Source organism: Halioglobus sp. D3-4 (assembly GCF_055809315.1).
The window spans coordinates 55,463-79,679 of record NZ_CM147907.1; the positions used below are offsets into that span (position 1 = coordinate 55,463).

General features: G+C 58.6%; 24 protein-coding genes. 13 read left to right on the top strand and 11 right to left on the bottom strand.

From position 1 onward, the window contains the following. Nucleotides 1–13: 13 nt before the first annotated feature. Both AC0L6S_RS00245 and AC0L6S_RS00250 read right to left on the bottom strand, forming a co-directional pair. Nucleotides 14–3,151 (bottom strand): efflux RND transporter permease subunit, encoded by a 3,138-nt coding sequence (locus tag AC0L6S_RS00245; RefSeq protein ID WP_473426407.1) that lies wholly within the window; start codon nt 3,149–3,151, stop codon nt 14–16. Then, the gene (locus AC0L6S_RS00250) at nt 3,151–4,467 is read right to left on the bottom strand and encodes an efflux RND transporter periplasmic adaptor subunit (protein ID WP_473426408.1); all 1,317 of its coding nucleotides are present in this window, start codon (nt 4,465–4,467) and stop codon (nt 3,151–3,153) included. Before AC0L6S_RS00250 ends, AC0L6S_RS00245 begins: the two co-directional genes overlap by 1 nt. Nucleotides 4,468–4,686: 219 nt before the next feature. On the opposite strand from AC0L6S_RS00250, the gene AC0L6S_RS00255 reads away from it, so the two are divergent. From AC0L6S_RS00255 to AC0L6S_RS00270, 4 genes are read left to right on the top strand one after another with little or no spacing between them, the layout of a single operon-like run. Further along, entirely contained in the window at nt 4,687–5,142 is a 456-nt protein-coding gene (locus AC0L6S_RS00255) for a MaoC family dehydratase (RefSeq protein ID WP_473426409.1), read from the top strand. Nucleotides 5,143–5,201: 59 nt separating this feature from the next. After that, the gene (locus AC0L6S_RS00260; RefSeq protein ID WP_473426410.1) at nt 5,202–5,894 is read left to right on the top strand and encodes an NUDIX hydrolase; all 693 of its coding nucleotides are present in this window, start codon (nt 5,202–5,204) and stop codon (nt 5,892–5,894) included. A gap of 21 nt (nt 5,895–5,915) precedes the next feature. Further along, nucleotides 5,916–7,454, top strand: coding sequence for an FAD-dependent oxidoreductase (locus tag AC0L6S_RS00265; protein WP_473426411.1), 1,539 nt, complete (start codon nt 5,916–5,918; stop codon nt 7,452–7,454). Continuing rightward, on the top strand, nt 7,451–7,855 hold the full coding sequence (locus tag AC0L6S_RS00270; protein ID WP_473426412.1) for a c-type cytochrome: 405 nt from the start codon (nt 7,451–7,453) through the stop codon (nt 7,853–7,855). The genes AC0L6S_RS00265 and AC0L6S_RS00270 overlap by 4 nt, the downstream gene beginning before the upstream one ends. 36 nt (nt 7,856–7,891) lie before the next feature. Here AC0L6S_RS00270 and AC0L6S_RS00275 read toward each other — a convergent pair whose 3' ends face one another. Both AC0L6S_RS00275 and AC0L6S_RS00280 read right to left on the bottom strand, forming a co-directional pair. Continuing rightward, nucleotides 7,892–9,079: a lipid-transfer protein gene (locus AC0L6S_RS00275; protein ID WP_473426413.1), complete on the bottom strand. Its 1,188-nt coding sequence runs from the start codon at nt 9,077–9,079 to the stop codon at nt 7,892–7,894. 28 nt (nt 9,080–9,107) lie between these two features. After that, the gene (locus tag AC0L6S_RS00280; protein ID WP_473426414.1) at nt 9,108–9,542 is read right to left on the bottom strand and encodes a Zn-ribbon domain-containing OB-fold protein; all 435 of its coding nucleotides are present in this window, start codon (nt 9,540–9,542) and stop codon (nt 9,108–9,110) included. Between the two features lie 150 nt (nt 9,543–9,692). On the opposite strand from AC0L6S_RS00280, the gene AC0L6S_RS00285 reads away from it, so the two are divergent. Both AC0L6S_RS00285 and AC0L6S_RS00290 read left to right on the top strand, forming a co-directional pair. Next, nucleotides 9,693–10,379, top strand: a complete 687-nt coding sequence (locus AC0L6S_RS00285) for an SOS response-associated peptidase (RefSeq protein WP_473426415.1) — start codon at nt 9,693–9,695, stop codon at nt 10,377–10,379. Nucleotides 10,380–10,525: 146 nt separating this feature from the next. Next, entirely contained in the window at nt 10,526–11,290 is a 765-nt protein-coding gene (locus tag AC0L6S_RS00290; protein WP_473426416.1) for an SDR family oxidoreductase, read from the top strand. Between the two features lie 88 nt (nt 11,291–11,378). On the opposite strand, the gene AC0L6S_RS00295 is transcribed toward AC0L6S_RS00290, so the two are convergent. The 5 genes from AC0L6S_RS00295 to AC0L6S_RS00315 form a co-directional block, all read right to left on the bottom strand. Further along, nucleotides 11,379–11,984, bottom strand: coding sequence for a PqiC family protein (locus AC0L6S_RS00295; RefSeq protein ID WP_473426417.1), 606 nt, complete (start codon nt 11,982–11,984; stop codon nt 11,379–11,381). After that, complete coding sequence (locus AC0L6S_RS00300; protein WP_473426418.1) at nt 11,981–12,946, bottom strand: MlaD family protein; 966 nt, start codon at nt 12,944–12,946, stop codon at nt 11,981–11,983. The genes AC0L6S_RS00295 and AC0L6S_RS00300 overlap by 4 nt, the downstream gene beginning before the upstream one ends. Next, nucleotides 12,943–13,728 carry an ABC transporter ATP-binding protein gene (locus AC0L6S_RS00305; protein WP_473426419.1) on the bottom strand — a complete coding sequence of 262 codons (786 nt, stop codon included), beginning with the start codon at nt 13,726–13,728 and terminating at the stop codon, nt 12,943–12,945. The genes AC0L6S_RS00300 and AC0L6S_RS00305 overlap by 4 nt, the downstream gene beginning before the upstream one ends. Further along, a complete protein-coding gene (locus tag AC0L6S_RS00310; RefSeq protein WP_473426420.1) occupies nt 13,725–14,855 on the bottom strand; it encodes an MlaE family ABC transporter permease in 1,131 nt (376 codons plus the stop codon). The genes AC0L6S_RS00305 and AC0L6S_RS00310 overlap by 4 nt, the downstream gene beginning before the upstream one ends. Nucleotides 14,856–14,918: 63 nt before the next feature. Beyond that, on the bottom strand, nt 14,919–15,425 hold the full coding sequence (locus AC0L6S_RS00315) for a DUF3806 domain-containing protein (RefSeq protein ID WP_473426421.1): 507 nt from the start codon (nt 15,423–15,425) through the stop codon (nt 14,919–14,921). A 166-nt stretch (nt 15,426–15,591) separates the two neighbouring features. Here AC0L6S_RS00315 and dapA point away from each other — a divergent pair, with 166 nt between their 5' ends. From dapA to AC0L6S_RS00330, 3 genes are read left to right on the top strand one after another with little or no spacing between them, the layout of a single operon-like run. Further along, nucleotides 15,592–16,464, top strand: a complete 873-nt coding sequence (gene dapA / locus AC0L6S_RS00320; RefSeq protein ID WP_473426422.1) for a 4-hydroxy-tetrahydrodipicolinate synthase — start codon at nt 15,592–15,594, stop codon at nt 16,462–16,464. Between the two features lie 5 nt (nt 16,465–16,469). Further along, nucleotides 16,470–17,519: an outer membrane protein assembly factor BamC gene (bamC, locus tag AC0L6S_RS00325; protein ID WP_473426423.1), complete on the top strand. Its 1,050-nt coding sequence runs from the start codon at nt 16,470–16,472 to the stop codon at nt 17,517–17,519. Beyond that, nucleotides 17,519–18,283 carry an MBL fold metallo-hydrolase gene (locus AC0L6S_RS00330; protein WP_473426424.1) on the top strand — a complete coding sequence of 255 codons (765 nt, stop codon included), beginning with the start codon at nt 17,519–17,521 and terminating at the stop codon, nt 18,281–18,283. Before bamC ends, AC0L6S_RS00330 begins: the two co-directional genes overlap by 1 nt. A gap of 186 nt (nt 18,284–18,469) precedes the next feature. Here AC0L6S_RS00330 and AC0L6S_RS00335 read toward each other — a convergent pair whose 3' ends face one another. Beyond that, nucleotides 18,470–18,970 (bottom strand): hypothetical protein, encoded by a 501-nt coding sequence (locus AC0L6S_RS00335; protein ID WP_473426425.1) that lies wholly within the window; start codon nt 18,968–18,970, stop codon nt 18,470–18,472. 36 nt (nt 18,971–19,006) lie between these two features. Between AC0L6S_RS00335 and AC0L6S_RS00340 the strand changes: the two genes are divergently transcribed. The 4 genes from AC0L6S_RS00340 to AC0L6S_RS00355 all read left to right on the top strand — a co-directional run bounded on the left by AC0L6S_RS00340 (nt 19,007) and on the right by AC0L6S_RS00355 (nt 23,077). Then, nucleotides 19,007–20,482: a hypothetical protein gene (locus tag AC0L6S_RS00340; protein WP_473426426.1), complete on the top strand. Its 1,476-nt coding sequence runs from the start codon at nt 19,007–19,009 to the stop codon at nt 20,480–20,482. Between the two features lie 7 nt (nt 20,483–20,489). Continuing rightward, the gene (locus AC0L6S_RS00345) at nt 20,490–21,392 is read left to right on the top strand and encodes an HD domain-containing protein (protein ID WP_473426427.1); all 903 of its coding nucleotides are present in this window, start codon (nt 20,490–20,492) and stop codon (nt 21,390–21,392) included. A gap of 15 nt (nt 21,393–21,407) precedes the next feature. Continuing rightward, nucleotides 21,408–22,217, top strand: a complete 810-nt coding sequence (locus AC0L6S_RS00350) for a class I SAM-dependent methyltransferase (protein WP_473426428.1) — start codon at nt 21,408–21,410, stop codon at nt 22,215–22,217. A gap of 104 nt (nt 22,218–22,321) precedes the next feature. Continuing rightward, nucleotides 22,322–23,077 (top strand): SDR family NAD(P)-dependent oxidoreductase, encoded by a 756-nt coding sequence (locus AC0L6S_RS00355; RefSeq protein WP_473426429.1) that lies wholly within the window; start codon nt 22,322–22,324, stop codon nt 23,075–23,077. On the opposite strand, the gene dapE is transcribed toward AC0L6S_RS00355, so the two are convergent. Continuing rightward, entirely contained in the window at nt 23,069–24,196 is a 1,128-nt protein-coding gene (gene dapE / locus AC0L6S_RS00360) for a succinyl-diaminopimelate desuccinylase (RefSeq protein ID WP_473426430.1), read from the bottom strand. The genes AC0L6S_RS00355 and dapE overlap by 9 nt on opposite strands. Nucleotides 24,197–24,217 lie beyond the last annotated feature (21 nt).

Genomic DNA, 24,217 nt, shown 5'->3' on the forward strand with positions numbered 1-24,217 from the left:
GGTGATTTAACCCTTAGTTCTGGCCCACCGCGCGGTGGCTCTCGTCACCTCTGCGGGACTGCCATTGCGCCAGATCTTGCAATATCATGTACAGGCAGGGTATCAGCAGCAAGGTGATGACCGTGGCGAACACGATGCCATAGGCCAATGAAATCGCCATCGGTACCAGCATCTCGGCCTGCGCTGTGCGCTCGGCGAGCATCGGGATGAGTCCGAAGAATGTTGTCAGGGACGTCAGCAGAATCGCCCGGAAACGCCTTGTTCCAGCGTCGACTACAGCGGTGAGGCGATCCACGCCAGCGGCAATCGATCTGTTCACGAAATCCACCAGTATCAGGCTGTCATTGACGACAACACCGCTGAGTGCGATTACGCCCATCAGCGACATCATGCTAAGTGGATACCCCGACACCCAGTGACCGAAAATTGCCCCAATCATGCCGAACGGTATGACACCCATAATAATCAGCGGCTGCAAATACGATTTTGTCGGGATCGCGAGCAGCGCATAGATGCCAAACAGCGCCAGTGGAAAGCCGACCATCATGCTGATGGCCATTTTGGATTCTTCTTCGGCCATACCCGAAATGGCGTAACGCAGCCCCGGGTACTTCTTCTGCAGTTTTGGCAGGACATTGGCTTCGATATCCGCGATCACCTTGTCGGGCTCGACCTCTCTTTTGTTCGCCTCTGCGGTGATTTCCGCCGCGCGCTGGTAGTTGATTCGTGTCGCTTTCAGTAGCCCCTGTTTGACCTCCAGACGCGCGACAGTCTCAAAGGGCACCTCATCACCCGAGGGCGTGCGAATAAACATGTTATTCAGGCTGCTGACGTTTTCGCGATCGGCCTTCGGGTAGCGGACCATCACCTTGACTTCATCGATGCCGCGCTGCACTCGCTGTGCCTCCGCACCGTAGAACGCGTGCCGTACCTGGCTGCCCAGGTCATAGCGAGTGATGCCCAGGGATTCGGCTTCGGGTAGCAAGTCGAGGTGGAACTCGTCGGCCGTGTCGCTGACCCCATTGCGGATATCGAATACGCCAGTGTAGTGCCCCATTGCCTCTTCCAGATCGTTGGCCGCTTCGCGCAGTGTGTCGATATTGTTGTGCATCAGGTCAAACGCGATAGCTGGCCCCATTTGTGGGCCATCGGCGCTGCGGATGGCAAACACATCAGCGCCGTGGACTCTGCCCACCGCTTCGCGCCAGCGCTCCTGCACATCTCTGGTATTGATGGTGCGCTCGTCCTCCTTGGTCAGTTCCACATCAATCCGGCCGTTGATGCGGTCGTAGCCATAGGTTGCCATATGGTTCAGCAGGCGTTCATCGGTGCCGCTTTCCTTGCGGTAGTTCTCCTCCATAGTGTGAAACGCGTTGGCAATCCGCGCCACGGCTTCAAGGGTTCGCTCTTCCGCTGTGCCCTCGGCCATTCGCAATTCCACCTGCAGGAACTCACCGGGAGTATCGGGGGACAATACGGTGCGCACGGTGCCGCCAGCCAACAGTCCGCAGGACAAAATCAGCAGGGACAAAAACACCGCGAGTGTCACATAGCGGTTATTCACGCATTTCAGCATGAAGGGTTTATAGCGGTACTGCACGAAATGGTATAGCAGCCAGTTCACTTCTTCCTGAATGCGGTCAATGCGCAGTAACAGGCGGTTCTTGGTAGGTGTGCTGTGCGCGAGGTGAGCGGGCAGAATCCACTTGGATTCTACCAGCGAAAAGCACAGACAGAGGATCACCACCCAGCCGCAAGCGGCGGGGAAGGCACCGAATACGCCCTGCACAAACAGGGTCGGCAGAAAGGCCATGATGGTGGTCAGAACGCCGAACGTGGCCGGGGTAGATACGCGATACACGCCGGTCACGACGCTTTCCACGCTGTGACCGTGCTTCTCCTGCTCCGAGTAGGCGCTCTCGCCCATAATGATGGCATCATCCACGACGATACCGAGTACCAGGATGAAGCCGAAGATACTGATCATATCCAGGCTGGCATGGATATAGGGTGTATTGATCATCGCCATCGCGCCGAGGAAGCACACGGGTATGCCCATCATCACCCAGAACGCTAGCTTGATTTCCAGAAACAGCGCCAGAATGATAAATACCAGCAAAGCGCCCATCGCCAGGTTTTTCAGCATCATGCCCAGCCGGCCATTTAGGTAATAGGTGGCGTCGTTCCAGATATCCAGTGTGACACCTTGGGGCAGGTTGGCTGTGCGCTCGGCGACAAACGCTTTGGCGGCATCGGCGGTTTCGATAATATCCTGCCTGCCCATCGCGAATACATTGATGCCCAGGGAATAGACACCATTAAACGCGGCGAAGCCGGCAGCGTCGACGAACCCGTCCTCCACCCTGGCAATATCCCTCAGCAGTAGGCGCGTGCCATCGGGCCAGGTCTTGAGCACAATATTCTCGAAATCCTGTTGGACATAGGCCTGTCCGGTGGTGCGCAGCATGATTTCGCCATTTTCGGTGCGCACTGAGCCCGCCGGAAGGTCCAGTGAGGAGGCCGAAATAATGTTGGCCACGTCGCCGAGTGTCAGGTGGTATTCGCGCAGCAACTGTTCTGAAATCTCGATAGCGATTTCGTAATCGCGTGCACCGACCACTGTAGCAGCCGAGATCGCCGGGTAGGTGAGTAATTCGCGCCGGATATTGTCCGCCAGTGATTTCAGGCTGCGTTCATCAATGTTGCCGGATAACTGCAGAGTGAGCGCTGGAAACATCACTTCCGGCTGGCTGACGATAGGCTTTTCAGCCTCCTGTGGGAAGTGCTGTATCGCATCGATCCGATTGCGAATATCGGCCATCAATTTGCTTAAATCCACGCCGTCCTGTGGGTCTATCCACATTCTGGCACCAGATTGAAACGAGTCGGATTCTACCCGCTTGATGCCCTCGATATCATTGATAGCCTCCTCAACCTTCAGCACAACGCCCTGCTCAACCTCTTCAGGTGCAGCGCCCGGGTAGGCGAGGCTTATGTAGATCGCTTCGATCTCGATCGCGGGGAACATCGCGCGCTGGATAGTAAACGCAGACCCCAGTCCTACGACAATAATGATTAACATCAGTAGATTGGCAGCGACCGGATTGTACGCGAACCAGGCGATGATCCCTTTCTTCGCGGGGGTTTGCATCAGCCGCCCTCGCTGTCGCCGGCTGTGGGCTCTGCGCCGGGTGAAGGTTCTGTGCTGGCCGATGGCTCCACCGAGGCGGTGACTTTACTCGCATCTTTCCGCCCGGATTGATCCATCAGGCGACCCTGCTGGTCCAAAATATTGCTGGGGGTGGACGATTCGATGATGACTTCCGAGCTGTCAAACGAGCTATCCAGTGTCGTCAGTGACACGCGGTCGCCCTCGTCCAGGCCTTCGCTGATATAGACAAGGTCGCCACCGGTGCGCAGTAGCGTCACCTGTCGATTGCGCAGGTGACCGCTTTCATCGACCACCCACAGATTGTTGCCTGCGCGCATCACGTGGCGGGGCAGCGTCACGATACCGTCGAACTCCTTGCCCTGAATGTTGGCGTTAACGAAAGTGCCAATGCGCAGCGGTGTTTTGTCGGGGTCGAGAACCGCGTAGGGGTCCTCGATGCGTGCCACCGCGTACAGCACTCGGGAGCGCTCGTCGAATACGCCCTCTGTGCGGTGTAACTGCGCCGTCCAGTGTTTCACTTCGCCACCCACATCGGTGTAAATGTCGATGGGAGAGCCGTTACCATTTTCATTCAGGCCCGGTAATTCCAGATAGGCGAGCTTGCTCTGGGGGATAGGCAGTCGGATCTCGGCGTAGTCCACTGAAAAAATATCAGCCAGCGGGCTGCCGGCAGCGACAAACTGTCCTAGCTCGACGTGTTTATCCCGAATCAATGCATCGTACGGTGCCTTGATTAGAGTCCGCTCTAGGTTGTCTCTGGCGGTGTTGAGATCCGCCTGCGCTGCCAGCATCTGAGCCTGGGCCTGCTCCAGTTGCGGTTTGCGCAGATAGAGATCCTTGGCCTCCTGGCTGCGCTGGCTGCCCTCGGGTAAACGCTGCCACTCCCGTTCGGCAACCTGGGCGCGGCCTTTCTCCTGCGCCAGATTGCTCTGGGCCGATTTCAGTGCGGCTTCGGCGCGCAACAGGTTGGTTTCGTAATCGCGGGGATCAATGCGCACCAGGATTTCGCCCTTGCGGACGAACCCGCCAACAGCGAAGGAAGGTGATGTATGGATGATGCGCCCATTGACCTCTGATAACAGTGAGGTCTCCTGCATTGGGGTAACGGTTCCCTGGGCCTGTACCTCAATGCGCAGTCTCTCCTTTACGGCTTCCGCGACGTCTACTGACACCGGCTGGTACTCCGGTTCGGCGATCTTCGCGGGGGGGCGGTTCAGGTAAAGCGCAAACGTGATAGCGGTGGAGATCGCCAGCAGGGCAACTGAGACTACAATTTGTTTTTTTCTTGAGGCCACAATAGCTACCAGTACGTATGCGAGGAAACCGGTCACCGTGGCCAGGCAAGGGGCAGGGCACCAATCTACAAGGGGCGCATTTATACCACATTACGGCCCTGTAAATCTGTTAAATACTGGTAATGAACAGCACACGCGCAAGCTGCGGTGCCACGGTTAAAACCGGCTGGCACAATGGTATAGTGCCGGATCATTTTTCAAGCCGGGGAGCGATAGAGCATGACCACAACATTTGAAAACCCTTCCGCACTGCTGGGCGCAGTGGGGCAGCATCTGGGGTACAGCGACTGGGTCGAGATTGATCAGCAGCGAATTGACCTCTTTGCCGATGCCACGGGCGATCACCAGTGGATACACGTCGATCCCGAAAAAGCGGCAACTGGCCCGTTTGGCTCGACCATTGCGCACGGGTATCTCACCCTGTCGCTGGCCAATCTGTTCCTGCCGCAGATCATGCGGGTCGAGAATACCTCAATGGGCGTCAACTACGGCTGCGAGAAGGTGCGTTTTCCGGCGGCGGTACCGGTGGGCAGTCGCGTTCGCGGTGGTGGTGAAATTGTCAGCGCGGAGGAAGTGAAAGGGGGCGTGCAGGCGGTGGTGCGCATGACCATCGAAATCGATGGCGGTGAACGCCCCGCTTGCGTCATCGACACCATCAGTCGCTTTTTCCCCTGACAGTTTCTGCGTTAGTGTAGAGTGTAGACTGCCCGGGACCCGAAAACAGGAGATTACAGTTGCTGGAGACCAGTGATATTGTCGAGCCCGTCTTTCCCGCCGCCACAGTGGTACTTGTTCGCGACGGTGATGAGGGCCTGGAAGCGCTGCTGGTACAGCGCAACAAGACCGTGCAACACATGGGCGGCATGTGGGTGTTTCCCGGCGGCAAGGTGGACGAAGCGGATTACCCAGGTGATCGCGACGAATACCGGGCGGCAATCAATGCGGCAATCCGCGAGACGCAGGAGGAAGCCGGACTAAACGTCACGGCAGAGCAACTCGTCTACCTGTCGCACTGGACAACCCCCGAGGGTGCGAAAAGACGCTTTGCCACCTGGTTTTTTCTCACCATTCTGGAGGACGGGCAGGAGGTTGTCGTCGACGGTGGTGAGATCGCGCGACACCGCTGGGTGAATCCCGGGACGGCGCTTGCCGAGTGTGCGGACGATGCCCATCCCCTGCGCCTGATGCCGCCGACCTATGTCAGCCTGTCCGATATTGCGGACTGCCAGAATTGCGCTGAGGCGCGCGCGCGTATGGGGCGGCGCGAGGCGGTGATGTACGAGCCGCGCATGGTCGGTGTAGACGATGGCATCTGTTTTCTGTACGAGGGCGATGCCGGTTATCAGGAGGTCGCAGTGGATGCAGAAGGCCAGCGTCACCGCCTGTATATGATCGATAACCGCCTCGAATACATCCGGCACAGCTGATATCCGTGATAGAGAAATTCTGTGACTGAAACCTCAGGAAAACCCGGTGTAACACGCCGTCGCTTGTTGGGCGGTATCACCGTCACTGCGGCAGCGACGCTGGCAGCCGGTGCCGCCGCGGTGCCGCGAGCAGAGGTTAAATCCTGGGATATGCGCACGGCAGTCCTCGTTGTCGGCTCCGGCGCTGCGGGTGTCAGCGCCGCGATCGAGGCGCGCCGGGCCGGTGCCAATGTGATGCTGATTGAATCCCTGCCACGCTTCGGTGGTTCCTCGGCCATGTCCGGTGGGGTGGTTTACGCCGGCGGCGGCACCGCTCTGCAGAAAGCGCTGAATGTGCAGGACAGCGCTGAGCAGATGTACCGCTTCCTGACGCTGGCCGGTGCCTTGCATCCGCCACTGGACAAGATTCAGTTGTACTGTGAAGGCAGCCCCGGGCATTTCGACTGGCTGGTAGAGCAGGGCGTTCCCTATACCGACAAACTCACCCTGGCCAAAGGCCTGCCGATGGGTGATGAGTCACTGTATTTCTCTGGTACGGAACTGGCGTGGCCGGCGCGTGATTTGGCGGTACCGGCCCCGCGTGGGCATGTGCCCGGCGTGCCCGGCATGAATGGCGGCAGGCGCCTGATGGAGGCCCTGCTGTCTCAGGCCGAGGCCCTCGGGGTGCGAATGCAAGCCGGTGTGGGTGCGCACCGGCTGGTGACAGAGAGCGACGGTCGTATTGTCGGCGCCATCGTAACGGTCGAGGGTGAACAGCGCAGCATCGCAGTACACCGTGGTGTGGTGTTGGCCTGTGGCGGTTTTATTCACAACCGTGAGATGCTGCGCCTTTATGCACCGCATTTGTACGAGTGCTCGGTGCCCTGGGGCAATGCCGCAGACCTTGGTACAGGCATCAATATGGGAATTGCTGTGGGAGCGGCCGCGCTGCGCATGAACGAGGGCTTCGCAATCGCCCCCATCTATCCGCCCGAATCTGTGCTTTCCGGTATCATTGTCAATGCGTCGGGGCAGCGGTTTATATCGGAGGAGTCCTATCACGGCGTGCTCGGGGATGCGATAGCCTATCACGAGGGCGGGCGCGCATGGCTGATCACTGACCGCGACAGCAGTTACGCCTTCCATCAGGACAACTTCCTGCCGGTGGCGACAGCCAGCACGATCGGCGATATCGCAGCGCAGCTGGCGTTTCCCAAAGGCGCCTTGCAGCAGACCGTCGCCTACTACAACCTGCACGCCGCCAATGGCGAGGACCCGATGTTCCGCAAGAGCACTGCCTATCTGCGCCCATTACAGGGACCGCCGTATACCGCCTGGGATCTGTCGACGTCGCAGGCGTTCTTTCCCGCCCACACCTTTGGCGGCCTGCAGACCACTACCGATGGGCAGGTGCTCAGCAGCTTCGGTGAGGAGATTCCAGGCTTGTACGCCGCCGGCCGAAACACCGCCGGGATACCCACCGCGCCGTATATCGCCAGCGGCCTGTCCGTGGGCGACTGTACGTTTTTTGGCCGTCGTGCGGGTCATGCGGCCGCGTCCAACAGGAGGGCGCCGGCGTGAAATCTCCGCTGATCCCAATACTGTTGCTGGGGTTGCTTGTCGTGGGCGGGCCGCTACAGGCGCAGCAGCTAATGCCACCCGGAGACCCGGCCAGGGGCCGGCTGGTGTTCGCCCCCTGTCGTACCTGCCATTACCCGGAGGCGGCAATGGGGCACAATAACGGCCCGAATCTGCACCGTATTTTCGGCAAGGTAGTCGGCGAGCAGCCCGGCTTCGAGTATTACTCCGAGGAGTTCAAAAACGCTCGGTTTGTATGGACGCCCGAGTTGATGTTCGCCTGGCTGGAAAACCCGATGGCGATGTTCCCCGGCTCAACCATGATGAGTCTCGGTGTGCCTGTCGCGCAGCAGCGGGCCGACCTGATCGCCTACCTCAAGCAGGCCTCGGTGCGCGAGCCCTGATCGAGCCCGCACAATCTTGCCGATTAACCGATGCGGCTATTTCTTGACGATAACCGAACTGCCGTGGCCGAACAGGCCCTGGTTGGCGGTAATGCCGACTTTTGCACCTTCCACCTGCCGGTCGCCGGCCTGACCGCGCAACTGCCATGTCAATTCGCAGACCTGGGAAAGCGCCTGGGCAGGCACCGCCTCACCGAAGCAGGCCAGGCCTCCGGAGACATTCACCGGAATCTTACCGCCCAGTGCGGTGTCGCCGGCGCGCAGCAGGGCTGCCGCCTCGCCGCGGGGAGCCAGTTGCAAGTCTTCAATCCAGTCCAGTTCCAGCGCTGTCGACAGGTCGTAGACTTCAGCCAGATCCACGTCCTCGGGACCAAGGCCCGCTTCCTCATAGGCTTTTACCGGCAGGCTGGCTCGATAGGCCTGCGCTTCAACACCTGCTGCTGCCGCTGAATCTGTGGCGATATCGGGCATTTCCACCACGCTGCTGGCGAAAGTCGGTGTCACTGTGGAAATAGCCGCCACGCGCGGGGCATCGGTTTTGCCAATTTTACGCGCGTATTCCAGGCTGGATACGATGATGGCTGCACCGCCGTCGCTGGTGGCGCAGATATCCATCAAGCGCAGCGGGTCGGCGACCATGGCAGATGCCGCGACGTCCTCGGCACTGAAGCATTTGCGGTAGCGTGCACGCGGGTTCTTGCTGCCGACCAGTGAGTTCTTCACCTTGACCGCAGCGAAATCCTCGAGTGTGTCGCCGTAGAGGTCCATGCGGCGGCGGGCGTACAATGCAAAATACGTCGGGTTGGTGATCCCGAGATAGAAGCGCACCCAGTCCGGGTCCTCCGGGCGATAGCCACCGGCCGGGGCCAGAAAGCCCTTCGGCGTGGTGTCCGCACCGACTACCAGTGCAACTTCGGCTTCGCCGGAGAGAATCTTGTTGCGTGCAGCCGCCAGTGCCTGTGAACCCGAAGCGCACGCTGCGTACGAGGTGTTTACCTCCGCCCCCTGCCAGCCCAGCGCCTGTGCAAAGGTCGCGCCGGCAACGTAGCCGGGGTAGCCGCAGCGTATGGTGGCGCCGCCGGACACAAAGGAGATGTCCTGCCAGGGCACACCTGCATCCGCCAGTGCTTCGCGGGCTGCAGCAACGCCGTATTGAACAAAGTTGTGACCCCATTTACCCCAGGGGTGCATACCGACGCCGAGAATAGCGATTTCGTTGGACATTGCGTTCTACTCCAGATTCAGTTGGCGTCTACTGCGCGGCGGGTTGCCACTTCCAGGTGACTTTGATGTCGTCGTCGGTCTCGTGCAGGGCCTCCAGCACCAGTTCCATCGGCATCCCGACTTTCAGGTCTTCTACGGATACACCTTCGATCACCTGCCCCAGCACCACCATTTGTTCTTTTTCCAACTGTACGGCCGCTATCGCGTAGGGCTCAAACGGTTCGTTGGCGACATAGGGTGCGGGCGGCTTGTAGCAGGCATTCGTGTAACTCCAGATGTGTCCGGTGCGGCTCAACTCCACCTCGCGGAATTCAGTGCTGTCACACTGTGGGTTGCGGCAGTAGTCGTTTTGCTTCGGAAAAAAGTAGGTGCCGCAACTCTCGCACTGTGTGCCTATCAAATGCGGTTGCGCCGCCATGGTGTGCCAGCCTTCGATGGCGGCGACCTGTGGTTTTTGGCTCATGGTTAACTCCCGGAAAAAACGTCGAACAGGGTACTACTGCACCTTGGATGCAAGCAAGCGCGCATTCCATGTCGCGCGGACAAGCCGCAGCGGGTCTACTATGGCAGACCTGTGCTTGCCCCGCCTCCCGTCTTTGGGCACAGTGAGTCCATGTGCGGACGTTTTAATGTGATAGACAGCCCCGGCCTGCAGCAGCTGCTGCGGGATTTGGGGATCGACTTGTCTCTGCCCCAGGCGGTAAATGTGGCGCCTACCGAGCAGGTATCGCTGGTGCGCAGCGGCGTTACTGGGCAGGCGGGGGATGCATGCGTGGACGCAGCACGTTGGTGGCTGACACCCTCCTGGGCAAAAGAGGTGAGCCAGGCCTATTCCATGTTCAACGCCCGCAGCGAGACGCTGGCCAAAAGCCCGGCTTTTCGCGGCCCGTTCCGTTCCCAGCGGGGTCTGGTGCCGATGAGCAGCTTTATAGAATGGCGCGTCGAGGACGGCGTTAAACAACCGTGGCTGATCTCTACCGAGCGACAGGCGTTGGCAGTGGCTGCACTGTGGGATGTATGGGAGGGCGCGGATACCCCGCTGCTGTCCTGCACTCTGGTAACCACTGCAGCGGCGCCTGAATTCACTCCCTGGCACAAACGCATGCCGGTGATACTGGCCGCCGATGAGCGCGAACGCTGGCTGGACAATACCCGAGCGATACCCCCCGATGATGCAATATTTCGCAGCGAGTTGAAGACGCCGCTGCATCTCACACCTCTGGCGCGAAGCGTGAGCAATGCCCGCAACAAGGATCCTGCAGCGATGGCGGGGGTGGGCAACACTGTCGTGCTGGCCTGACGAGTACTGTTGCCGTGCTTTTCCGGGAAAGTGACGCAACGCGGTATTACATATTGGCCGCCTGGCACATTTCACCCCTGCACCCACTGGAACACAATCCCGCTTCTGTTCAGAATTAACGATCAACCACTACGATGGAAGCGACTATGCGCATATATGCAATGACAGGCGGAGCAACAGGCATCGGTGCCCAATTGAAGCAGCAGCTACTGAGCGCCGGCCACAAGGTTATTTCGGTTGATATCAAAGAGGGCGATATTCTTGCCGACCTGTCTACCGCAGCCGGGCGTGCAGCCGCGGTCGACGGCATTCGCGCCATGGCACCGGACGGACTGGACGGCTTTATCCCCTGTGCCGGCCTGCCGCCCGTGGCCAAACCGCTGTCACTGATTACGCAGGTAAACTATTTCGCTGTCATCGCCACGGTAGAGGGCGTACGCGACCTGCTGGAGAAGAAAAAGGGCAGCGTACTGTTTGTCTCCTCAAACTCTGCGCCGATGGTCCCCGGTGACGATTCCTACATCCAGTCTTGCCTCGCAGGCGATGAGGAGGCGGCCTGTGCGGAGATAGAAGGTCGCGATGGGCACACTGCCTACGCCGGTGCCAAGCGCGCATTAACCATGTGGATGCGTCGCCACGTGGTGGAGTGGGCGACGTCCGGTGTACGCCTGAATGCGGTAGCCCCCGGCATTACCATGACGCCACTCACCGAGCGCGTTTATGCAGACGCCGAACTCGGTAGCGTCATGAAAGAATTCGGGGATTCTGTGCCTGTTGGCAGAACCGCCCAGCCAGCCGATATCGCCAATGTGATGCGCTTCATGCTGAGTGACGAATCGAGCTACCTGTGTGGCTCACTGGTGTTTGTCGACGGTGGGTCGGATGCCATGTTGAGGCCGGACGATTTTTAGAGTCTGGTATCGGTGGCTTTAAACAGATCGCAGTTTGCCGCCGTATTGAGGCGGCGAACAAGGCAATTTCGTTTCTGCAGCGGAGTATCTATTGTTCGTTCGGGCCACTGCGGTCTGCTGCAATCGCCGCTGCAATAATCTCACTCAGCTGGTAAAGCAAATCGCTGTAGGCAACAGCCACTTGCTCCGCCTCCGCTGTGCCCGCGCCCAGAGTAGCCTGCAGCGCGCTGATACGACGCTTCACCTGTGCGGAGCTGTTCGGCCGATAGACCAGCCACTCCGCGGTGAGTGATACCTGTTGCTCAGAGGCTTCCAGTTGCAGCACATTGACCTTTACGCCGTACTGCGGCGCGCGCTGTGGGTGCCAGGGGAAGGACTGTACATCCTGCGTGTTTAATAGCCCCGCCAGATTGAGCACCATGACGCGCTCCACCCCGTTGACCAGTGGTTCTGCCCACAGGTCCAGACTGGCGACCTGCAGCGAATTGCCCTGGCGGTTGTAGACCATGCTCTTGCGGTCGAGGTAGGCGGGTATTTCAATCGGGCCGACGCCAACTGACGGTGTCTCGCCGCTGATGTCGGAAAACTGATGGGCCGAGAGCAGATAGTAGTTGTTGGGCGGGCTGGTGCCGCAGCCAGCGAGCAGCAGGGCCAGCGTAAAAGCGGAGGTCAGTGACAGGATTCTGGGTTTCATGGTGTGTCTCCGCGCTTGCCCCGAAGCAGTGATTCGGGTTGTGCTTCCAGTGTGTTGGACAGGGATTGTAATGATCTGCCGGCTCGGGTCATTTCCTGTAGTGCCATGTTCAATTGGTACAGCGTTGCTGAATCCGGAGACACCAGTCCGTCAATGCCGTTCATGCCTTTCTCGAAGGAGGCGATGGCGGCATTGAGCGTTTTCAGGTTTGTTTCGATCAGTGTCGCAAGCTTGGGCAGCTGCGCATTCGCGCTGGCCACGGTGACCGCAGCCTCATCCAGTACGGTGTCCAGTTTTGGCCCGCTGGTGGTTAGCTGCGCCTGCAGCTGTTGTGTCAACTCGCGCACGGATTCCAGCGTGCTGGCAAGATCGGCCGGCAGTTGTTGAAACTGCTTGCTGCTGACGAGGGAATTCACGCCGTGGCTGATACTTTCCAGTTCATCGGTAAGCTTGGATATGTCGAGATCCTGCAGCTTCTTGGTGATGCGTTCGAGGTTGGTCGGAATAGTGGGGAACTGCAGGTAGGGCGAGTCGATATCCACGAGGTTGAGCGGGCTCTCAGGGTGAAAATCCAGCTCGACATAGAGTAATCCGGTCAACAGGCTCTGGCTGTTCAATTGCGCTCGCAGCCCACGCGAAATCAATTCTTCAGTCAGGTTGGCATCAGTAATACCTTTGCGGTGAATATTCTCGGCGTCAAAATTGGCTTCAATCTGCATGATCACATTGGTTTTGGCCGAGTCCAGGATCAGGTCAATGTCGGTTACTTCGCCAACCTTTACACCGCGCAGTGCCAGCGGCGCACCGATGTTTAGCCCTTTGACTGAGCCGTCGAACACCATAACGACTTTCTCTGTTTTTCCGAAGCCGGAGCCCAGCAGGTAGATCAGCAAGAGCAGGATGATCAGGCCGGCGCCGATAACAAAGGCACCGATGGCGACAGTTTGTTGTTTTTCACTCATGGTTTGTCCTCAATGGCGGCCGCTGCACTGCGTGTCAGGAACTGCCTCACCACCGGCTCGGTACTGTGGTCTCGCAGATCAGATGGGTTGCCATAGGCGATCATCGTATGGCTGATATTATCCAGATACACCGAGTTGTTTGCGATAGCGAAAATGCTCGGTAACTCGTGCGTTACGATCACAACGGTGGCGCCCATGGATTCCTTGATTTGCACAATCAATTCATCGAGCAGGCGCGAGCTGATTGGATCGAGGCCGGCGGATGGCTCATCAAAAAACAGGATTTTCGGGTCCAGCGCGATAGCGCGGGCCAGCGCCGCCCGCTTTTGCATGCCTCCGCTGATCTCGGACGGGTAGTATTTCTGGTAACCGGCCAGGCCGACCAAGGCCAGCTTATACGCGACAATATCGGCGATTTCAGCGCGTGTGTATTGCGTGTAGAGCTCCAGTGGCAGGGTGATGTTTTCCGCCAGCGTCATCGCGCTGAACAGGCCGCCGGACTGATAGGTGATACCCCAGCGCTGGCGCATCGCACCCTGCTCGTTTTCGCTGGCTTGAAAAAAACTGTTGCCGCTGTAGAGGATGTCGCCGCTATGGGGCCGCAGCAGGCCGAGCATATGCTTCAACAGCGTACTCTTGCCGCAGCCACTGCCGCCCATGATAACGAAGATATCCCCTTCGTTAATTGTGAAGTTCAGGTCGCGCTGTATCACCGATTTGCCGTACGCCATGGTGAGGTTGCGAACTTCGATGTCAGTGGGCTGTGGCTTGGCGTCTGTCATATTTTCAGCTGCTGGAAAATAATATTGATCGCGGCATCGGCGACAATAAGGTAGACAATGGCGGTAACCACGGCGTTTGTTGCAGCCTGGCCCACTGCCGCGGAGCTCCTGCCAGAATTAATTCCCGCGCGGCAGCCGGCAACGGCGATGAGCACGGCGAACACCAGCGCCTTGAGCAGACCCACCGCGACATGCGAAAAGCTCAGCGCAGTCTCGCCCTGGGTGATGTATTGAATGGGTGTGATACCCATACCGCCGGCAACGATGCCGCCGCCGACAATGCCCAGCAGATCGGCATACAGTGTCAGCAGCGGCATGATCACGATCAGTGCCAGCATGCGCGGCAGCACCAGAAATTCAATTGGCGAGATGCCCATTGTGGTCACGGCATCGATTTCCTGGTTGGTCTGCATTGTGCCCAACTGGGCAGCGTAGGCTGCACCGGTGCGGCCGGCCATCACCACCGCTGTCATCAGGACGCCCATTTCCCGCAACATGCCGATGACCACCAGATTCGCGACGTAAACTTCGGCGCCGAACTGCTTTAATTGCACCGCGCCCAGATAGGCCAGGATCATGCCGACCAGCACACTGGTGAGACTGATGATGGCGAAAGCGTGGGGGCCGGCCTGATAGCAAAAATTCTTGAAGTCGACAAAGCGGGTATTGGCTTTGCCGCGCGCCAGGCGTAGCAGGGCGACCGTGACCTCGCCGGTAAATGCCAGCGATTCCCGCAGGTGTTCCATAAGCTCCCGCGCCAGGCGACCGGGTTCGAGTTGTGACAGCCAGGAGGTGCGCACCTGCGGTTGTTCAGCGCGAGCTTCCACGGCTGTCGCAACCGCGAGCAGTTGGTCGACGCCCTCGGGCATGTTTTTCATGTCAAAGGCAATACCCTGCGCGGTGCAGTAGTCGTGACATTTCAGCAGGAAGCCCATCAACAGGGAATCCCATTCGCCCAGCGCCGAGCCCTCAACGCAGAGGTGGTTGATATGGCGACTGGCCAACTCCGATCGTACGCGGCTGAAACTGGCCGTGTGTTGCCCCTGTTGCCATTCACCACAGAGCACTAACGTCGCCGCGTCCTGTTCGTCGTCCTGGATTGTGTATTGCGGTGGTTGTGAACTCATGCAGCATCGCTGGCTATTGCTGAAGCCCTAAGTCTACTGGCTGCTCAGTGCAAATACCATGCACTACTGAAACGGCATTGCGGGCCGACGCTTATCGATGATGTCGTAGGCCTTCTGGTAGATGTCCACTACCGGGGTTTGGTTGCCCACCTCGCGGCGCCTGGCGATCATGGTGATCGGGAACAGGTAGTTCTCGCTCTCCTGCCATCGCAGGGCACGGCTGCGGCCCGCGTCGTCTTCGTAGATCACCCAGTGCATGTCGAGGTCTGCGGCCAGCAGATCGCCCAATATGACGCCCATCGCCTGCAGTTCACGCACCTGGTCTGGGCCTACCAGGCCCTGGTCCAGCATGGTCTGCAGCAGTTCGAGATCTCGCGCTTTGTCACCGCTGAACTGCCGCCCCAGATTGCCGGCAGCCAGATCCTGTAATATCTGCCGCTGCTGTTCCATGTATTGCAAATCCAGCGCGGACAGCTCGCTGATCTGTACGGTCTGCTCAGCCAGGCCGGTGCTGGATACCCAGTAACAGCACAGGAGCAGTGTCAAACGGATGGTATTTTTGATGAACATGCTCTATCTCCTCAGTTGCCCGTGTGTGCGGGGGAGGGTGCCCCCACACGTTCATTTTAACCTACAAGGTTGTTATCCTGACGCTGTCATGGATAATGGCGGGCTTTCCCCCGGCGAGTGCGGGTGCCTGTCCCGTACCCCAATCCTCATGATGCGGAGAGAGTAAATGATTACCGGCAGTATTGTCGCTCTGGTTACCCCAATGAGTGCCGATGGCAGTGTTGATTGGGAAGCGCTGGAACAGCTTCTGGATATGCATCTGGAAGCGGGAACCGCTGCTATTGGTGCTGTGGGCACCACCGGCGAAAGCGCTACCCTCAACGTCACTGAACACTGTGATGTCATCAAGTTTTGTGTGCGACATACCGCCGGGCGTATGCCTGTGGTGGCGGGCACTGGCGCGAACTCCACCCGCGAAGCCATTGAGTTAACCAAAGCCGCCGCCGCCGCCGGCGCCGCCGCCTGCCTGTTGGTGACGCCCTACTACAACCGCCCCACGCAGCGCGGACTTTACGAGCATTTCAAGGCCGTCAATGATGCCGTGGCAGTACCCCAGATATTGTATAACGTACCCGCGCGCACTGCTGTCGATATGAGCAATGACACCGTTATGCGCCTCGCCGAACTGGAACACATCGTCGGCATCAAGGACGCGACCGGTGATCTGCCGCGCGGCGTGGAGTTAATCCAGCGCAGCGGTGGCTCGATTGCGGTTTACTCCGGCGATGACCCCACCGCGATGGAACTGATGCTCGCCGGTGGCAATGGCAATATTTCTGTCACTGCCAATGTTGCACCCGCACTGATGGCGCAGCTCTGTACCCATGCCCTGGCCGGGGAGCGCGCTGAGGCAGAGGCGATAAACGAGCGCCTGACACCGCTGAACAAGGCGCTGTTTCTCGAGCCAAACCCGATTCCCGTCAAGTGGGCGCTGTTCCACCGCGGGCTGATCGCCGAGGGGATACGCCTGCCCCTGACCACCCTGGATGAGCGATACCACGCCCAGGTTATTGATGCCCTAGATACTGCAGGAGTGTGATAGTTATGCTGATTAGAGTCGTGCAATCTGTTTTGGTTGGCTCCCTGGTGCTCTCCGGCACGGGGTGCGGCTATATTTTTGGCGATGACGGCATTTTTCGCGACCGCTCAGAAGACTACAAGGCCGCCCCCGAGTTGCCGCCTATTTCAGTGCCCCCCGGTATGGACCCCGTTCCGCTGCGCGAGATTTACGTGATCCCGCCGGTGGAGGACAAGTTCTTGGCGCAGGGCGAGTTTGTGGTGCCAAAGCCGGCGCCTTTGTCTGCCGGGGCCGGTTCAGATGTGGTTCGTATACAAAAATTGGGTGACGCCAGCTGGGCCCTGATCGGCGTCGCGCCCGGCCAGGTTTGGCCACAGGTGCGCAATTTTATTTCGGCTTCGGGTATGCAGGTCACGCGCGCCGATGCTCAGGCCGGCATCATGGAAACCAACTGGGTGACGGTTGAGGGCAAAAACCTGACCAGTCGCTTTCGGTTCCGCATCGACCAGGGCGTGCAGCGCGGAACCAGCGAGTTGCATGTCCTGCAGATGAACCAGACAGCTGGCGATCCCTCATGGCCCGCCGAATCTGATGACCCGGCTCAGGCTCGGGAAATGCTCATGGCTGTCTCCCAGTACCTTGCCGACAGTGCAGAATCGGCGCCGGTATCCATGATCGCCGAGCAGGGGATTAGCGCCGGTGGTCGTATCGCGATGCTGGAGGGGCCGGATGGCTCCAGTTACCTGCAGTTGGATCTGCCGTTTGACCGCGCCTGGGCCTCGCTCGGGCGGGCGCTGGAAGAGGCCTCCTTCGAGATAACGGACAAGGATCGCAGTAGCGGTGTCTACTATGTGCTGTTCACCGGTGAGGCCGAAGCCAAGGAGGAGGGCTGGTGGGGTTCACTGTGGAATAGCGATGATGATCAGCCCATGGTTGGCGAGGCATTTGTGATCAATGTGCAGACGATCTCGGAGCGCGCGGTGACTATACAGCTGCGCCCGCAGGATGCGAGCATCCCGTTTGATAATCGTGACGGCCAGCAATTGCTGTCGCTGATCAAGGGCAATATCGATTAGTGCAGTTTGCGTCTCTCGGCTCCGGTAGCAAGGGTAATGCTACGCTGGTGAGAGCGGGGGAGACCCTGGTCATGATCGACTGTGGGTTTTCCCTGAGAGAGACCGTGCGACGCATGGGACGACTGGGTGTCGAGCCGCAGCAGCTGGACGCGATTCTGGTAACTCACGAGCACTCCGATCACGCCAGTGGTGTTGCAGCGCTGTCTCGCAAGTTCCAGATACCCATGTACCTGACCCACGGCACATTCAGCACCGGTCGCTGCGATGGTGGTTATGAACAGCGCCTGTTCAATTGCGGCGACACTCTGACTATCGGCAAGCTTTCGATCAGTGCAGTGGCTGTGCCTCACGATGCGGTCGAACCCTGCCAGTACCGGCTCAGCTGCGGCGAATATACGCTGGGCGTACTTACCGACCTGGGTAGTGTTACACCGCATGTGCTCGATAGCTTCAGTGCCTGCCACGGTCTGTTGCTGGAGTTCAATCATGATCTTTCGATGCTGCTGGACGGTCCTTACCCACCGCAACTGAAGCGCCGTGTCGGTGGCGACTGGGGGCATCTCAATAATGAGCAGGCGGCCGATCTGCTACGGCAGATCAATAGCGAGCAGCTGCGGCATCTGGTGGTCGCGCATATCAGTGAAAAAAATAACAGCCGATCACAGGCCGAGCGAGCATTGTTGAGCGTTCTGGATACGCTCGACCGGGTAGTGTTTGCCGGACAGTCGGGTGGTTTTGATTGGCTGGATTTGAGCGGCGCCTGACACCTTAGACACTTTTTCCAGAAGTGTGAATTCCCTCCCGTTCCTGTCGGCAAAATTTGTCCTGGACTTTTCCCTGGCCGGCGCCTGCGATAGCCTGCGAAACGTTAAGCGTGAGGGGCGTGAAACCCGCTAAGGCGCTAGTTTGTCACTGAGGTGCGAGTAGGGCCGAATTCAGGCATTAAGTGGTCAGAGGCAGTGTTCTGGCAGGATGACGGTGGTTACCTGGGACAGGGTTCCGGGGCGCGGACACTGCAGTGTGGGGTTGCCGGACAGGTCGAGATGACGCAGGGCCGACAATTGCTCCAGCGGCACCGGGTCCACAACACGATTATCGTCCAGGTACAGGGCTTCCAGTGAGGTCATTTGCGTGAGTTCGAGAAGGTTTCGGACCTCGTTGTCTGACAGTCGCAGCACGGTGAGGCCGGTGAATACGGACAGACCCTCGAGGTTGTCAATGCCTGCAAAGCTGCAATCGAGGGTGGTTAACTGCTGCGCGCTGGTGATAACACCGTCATTGATGGTCTGCTCCAGACAGCTGTTCAAGCCGGTGTCAGGGACGGAATACTCTTTGAACAGTGGCTTGGGCGCGTACACCACTTTGTCATTGACCGTGACATCGTAGCCCTGGCAGGCGCTGAGCAGGATAAACGCCGGAAAAATGACGAAATTAACCAGACGGTGCGGCATACAGGATGCTCCTTCCCACTCACGGAAACATGAAATTTGACAAGTTCCAACGGCTCAGACGTGGCTAGCACGCCAACAGACACCTATAATGCCAGTAGTTGCGAATTACTTCACTACAACTTTGAGCCTATGGGGGCCTATTTCGACATGCCAACATCCAGTGACAAAGGTGGTGCAGGACAGGTGGTGCACGGTGAGGGCAGCGGTGCAGGCAAAGCAGCCGGAGGTGGCGATGAATCGCCCAGCGCCATCAGTATTGTCCAGCGTGGCAATCTAAAGTCGCTCGAAAAGACGCTGCGCAAACAGTGGCGTATGGGCCAGAATATCGTGCTGTGTTGGAGCTCTGATGAGCGCGGTGTGCTGGTTATTCTGGTGCCACACTATTTCCTCGGCAATTTCTGTGCCGACGTGGATATCACCACAGATCAGAGCCGCGACAACGAGGCGTTTATCCGCAAGTTGATATCGGGCGAGCGGCGCAAATCGCGGGAGGCGCTGTTTGAAATCAGCGCCCGGCTGGATGTCTCCCCAACCTTTATCAAGCTTGAATCGGCGTTGTCGGAGGAACCCCAGGTCCTGCAAGCAGTAGAGCAGGTCATCAAGCGCTATGGCCTCAGTTATGTTGAAAACCGTGCCGTCATTCTGTTCGATATTGTCGATTTCTCGCTCTATACACCGTTCGAGCAGGCGAGCCAGCTGAACAGCCTCTCTTACTCCCTCAACTCCGCCTATAACAAGTTGCTTGCCCAGGGGATTGAGATCAATTTTGCGCGCACCACAACGGGCGATGGATATTACATCTGGAACCGTGATTTCAGTCCCAGTGCCAACCAGGACTTATTCGTCTTCATGTTGCTGGTGGTCGCGGACAACATGGTGGCGCAGGTGGCCTCGAAAGGGCACACGGTGCCGGTGATTCGTACCGGCTATCATATTGCCGGCCACTATGAGCTTTATCAGGCAGAGGGCGTTAACCCCTCAGTGTTCAGTTATATTGTCGGTGATGTCACTATTGATTTAGCCCGTATGCTGGATCTGGCCAAGGCCAACCAGATATTGATCGGCGACTTTCATTGTGAACCGGCGCGTTGGGGGTCCAATACGGTCAAATCTATAACGGCGGTGTCGGCGGTCACCTTTGTCAATGCTTGCAGTCGAATGCTGCCATCGCTGCAGGGCATCCAGCTGTCGGGAAAGCGGATCGACGCAATTTCCTGTCGGCTGACTGAAGGTTCAGATGTCGATGGCGAGTCGCGACCACGGCGATTTCGTATTGTAGATAAACACGGTTTGTCGCGGTCCGCATACAACCTGCAGATTGAAATAGATCTGGCCGGTAAAAAGCTGGATTTGGGACTGGACGAGCGGGGTCTGCCCGTTACCACGGATGATGACTACAATGAACCCGTTTCCACCAAGCCTATAGAGGCTGCACCCACTGCGGAAGCGCTGTTCGACGATCTGGCAGGGTTATTGAAGAAAAAATCACCCAATATAATTAGTGAGGACTGAGTTCGTTATGGGGATTCTCGAACGAGCCGGACACATGGATGTCAGCAACACGGTGGACGTGTCGGACACTGTGAGCGTTGCCTCTACAGTCACCTCCATATTATCGGCGTGTTACCCGGGGGTGGATCTGTCTCCGCTGGCGGTACTGTTTCACGATTTTGATCGTTTATACAGCGGCGCCTATCCGGGGTACCGAGCCTGTGATGTCCGCTACCATAACGCGCAGCATGTTCTCGATGTCACTCTGGCAATGGCGCGCCTGTTGGACGGTCACGAACGCAGTCACCCAGCGGAAGAGGCGCTGGGGCCAGAGAGGGCGATGATAGGTATCGCCGCGGCACTGTTCCACGATTCCGGCTATATCAGGCGCACGCGAGACAGCCGCCACAAGAATGGCGCGGCCTACACGCGAATACATGTTAGCCGTGGCATTCGATTCGTTACCGACTACCTGCCGACCGTCGGGCTGGATCACATGGTGGCGCCTTGTGCTCGCATTCTGCACTTCACCGGCTATGAGGTAGACCCGGCCGATGTGCCCGTGGCGGACGGGCGTGAGCATCTATTGGGCAAATTGCTCGGCACGGCAGATCTTATTGCCCAGATGGCAGATCTTGAGTATGTACAAAAGTGCCGTGAATACCTCTACGAGGAGTTTGCCGCCGGCGGGCTCGCGGGAAAGGAAGGTGGGGAGGGCTATAAGGGCGTGATATACAAGTCGCCCGAGCAGCTGCTGGACCAGACACCCGAATTCATGCGTACTGCGATTGATAAGCGCCTGAACGGGCATTTCAATGGTGTGCACCGCTATGCCGCCAGCCATTTCGGTGGTCGCCACCTTTATATGGACGCCATTCAGGAAAACTGCCGTGACCTGGTGGCGATGCTGGCGCGCGGTGAACACAGCTGACCAGGGATCTGCCCCTTGCCCGCTACAACCGGACAGCCTGAACTGGCGCTTCTGGCGGCGTGCGAAGCCGATGCCGCCAGAGCCGCCGATCTCGCACAACGCCTCGATCTTCCGCTGCTGACAATCGGCATCGATCCCGTCCTCTGTCGCGCTGCAACCACTGTGTTGATTGTTGAAGACGGGGTGCTGCGTTTGCAACTTACGGGGCGAGGCGCACCCGGGCCTGTTTGGGTTAACTTCGGGAGTGCGGGTATGCGTCATCGGCGTAATTCCGGCGCGCGTGAACTGCTTGGCAAGGCTGTCGGGTATGGTAAGAAGGCGGTGTTGAACGTGTTTGATGCCACTGCTGGGCTAGGTACAGACGCTTTTGTGCTGGCCGACCTGGGCTGTGAGATAGTGCTTTGTGAACGCGAACCGGTGATTGTCGAACTGCTTCGCTCAGGACTGCAGGTTGCCCTCGGCAGTGGCGACCGCTGGTTGGAAGGCGTGGTTCAGCGCATGCGACTGTCTCCAGGTGATGCCCGCGGGAAAACTTCGATCGAAATGCAGGGAGTGGATGTCATCTATCTCGATCCGATGTTTCCGCCGCGCCGCAAAAGTGCCGCAGTCAAAAAGGAGATGGCGGTGTTTCAATCGCTGCTGGAACGAGCCACAAGTCCGCAGGACGCCGATGACCTGCTGGAATGGGCGCTGCGGCAGAATACGCCGAGAGTTGTGGTGAAGCGGCCTGCCAAGGCGGCCAGTCTGGCCGGGCAGCAACCCTCGCACTGTATCAGCGGCAAGTCTGTGCGCTACGATGTTTATGTACATCGCAAGCTGTTGTAATCTTGACCCCGCAAAAAGTACACGATGTCCCGGCTGTGCATGCAGGCATCCTCCGCTTTCACCCCATCGCTGCACGTACGCATTCACTATAAACAGGAGCAATCATGTCTGGAGAAAAAGTAACCGCCCTGGTCACAGGCGCGTCCTCCGGTCTAGGCGTCGAATTTTGTCGGCAGTTGGCCGACCGTTGTGATGTCATCATTGCCGTGGCGCGGCGTGCAGAGCGACTAAATGCGCTGGCCGAGGAACTGGTGGGTAGCGTTGAGGTGCACTGCCTCGCGGTGGACCTCGAGAGTATCGAGGGTGTCGCCAGAACGCTGGAGGCACTGCGCCAGAAAGGGCCGGTCAATTATCTCATTAATAATGCCGGGTTTGGAGAGCTCGGGCGCTTCGACAGCCTGTCGATAGATCGTCAGCGCGCGATGGTGAACCTGCACATCGATACGAGTATGACACTGTGTCGCGCTGCAATCCCGTTTATGCGTGAACTGGGCGGCGGAACCATTATCAATGTTTCCTCGCTGGCCGCGTTTATGTCGGGTAAGGGGATGGCGGTTTACGGCGCATCCAAGGTCTTTCTCAACTACTATTCCCTGGCACTGCAAGCGGAACTGGCGAGCAGCGGCATTGAAGTTCAGGCACTCTGTCCGGGCTATACACGTACCGAATTCCACGATGCCTTGGCGAAAGAAACGTTTGATCCCACACGTATTCCCGAACAGAGCTGGATGAGCAGCGAAGCGGTGGTGACGTCCAGCCTGGAGGCGCTGGGTAGTGGCAATGTGCTGGTGGTGCCCGGCGAGGATAACCTCGCAGTGGCGCGATCCGGGCTGCGGCAGCAATTAGAAAGCCTACAATAGCAGGCGCGCCATTATCCCCTTGTAGATTGCCGACAGTTGCGACAGATCCGCAGCGCGCACGTGCTCATTGAGCTTATGGATGCTGGCGTTAACGGGGCCGATTTCGATTACCTGGGCACCGGTGGGTGCGATAAAGCGCCCGTCGGAGGTGCCGCCCGCGGTCGAGAGTTCCGGTGTGAGGCCGGTGATCTCATCGATACTGGCGACGGCGGCATCGACCAGTTCACCGCTGGCCGTCAGGAAGGGCTGACCGCTCAGTTGCCAGTCGAGGGTGTACTCCAGTGGGTGCTTCGCCAGAATCGCTTCGGTTCGCGAGCGGAGTTCGGTATCGGTCACCTCGGTGGAAAAGCGGAAGTTGAACACCACCTGCACGTCCCCGGGAATCACATTGGTGGCCCCTGTGCCGCCATTGATGTTGGAAACCTGCATCGAGGTGGGCGGGAAAAAGTCGTTCCCTTCATCCCAGACTTCCACTGTCAGCTCATGCAGTGCGGGCAGGAGGCGGTGGATAGGGTTGTCGGCGAGGTGGGGGTAGGCGATATGCCCCTGCACACCATGGACAGTCAATGTGGCGCCCAGCGATCCGCGGCGGCCGTTCTTGATAGTATCGCCCAACATGTCTGAACTGGAGGGTTCGCCGACCACGCACCAGTCAATCGATTTGCCGTTTTCTCGCAGGTAATCGAGTACCTTGACCGTGCCATCGACGGCCGGACCCTCTTCGTCCGAGGTGATCAGAAAACCGATGCGGCCCGCATGATCGGGGTGTTCGGCAACGAAGTTCTCGCAGGCTGTCAGCATCGCCGCCAGACTGCCCTTCATATCGGCCGCGCCACGGCCGTACAGCAAGCCATCGCGCAGCGTGGGCTCAAACGGCGGCGAGTGCCACTGCTCAATGGGGCCGGTGGGCACCACATCGGTGTGTCCGGCAAACGCCAGTAGCGGCCCCTGTGTGCCGCGTTCCGCCCAGAAGTTGCTCACTTCGCCAAACGGTAGCTCCGTACACTGGAAGCCGAGTGCCCGCAGACGCTCCATCATGAGGTGCTGGCAACCGGCATCCGCTGGTGTTACCGAAGCGCGGCGGATCAGCTCGCAACAGAGATCCAGTGTTTTTTCCACGTCGCCTAATACTCGCTGTTG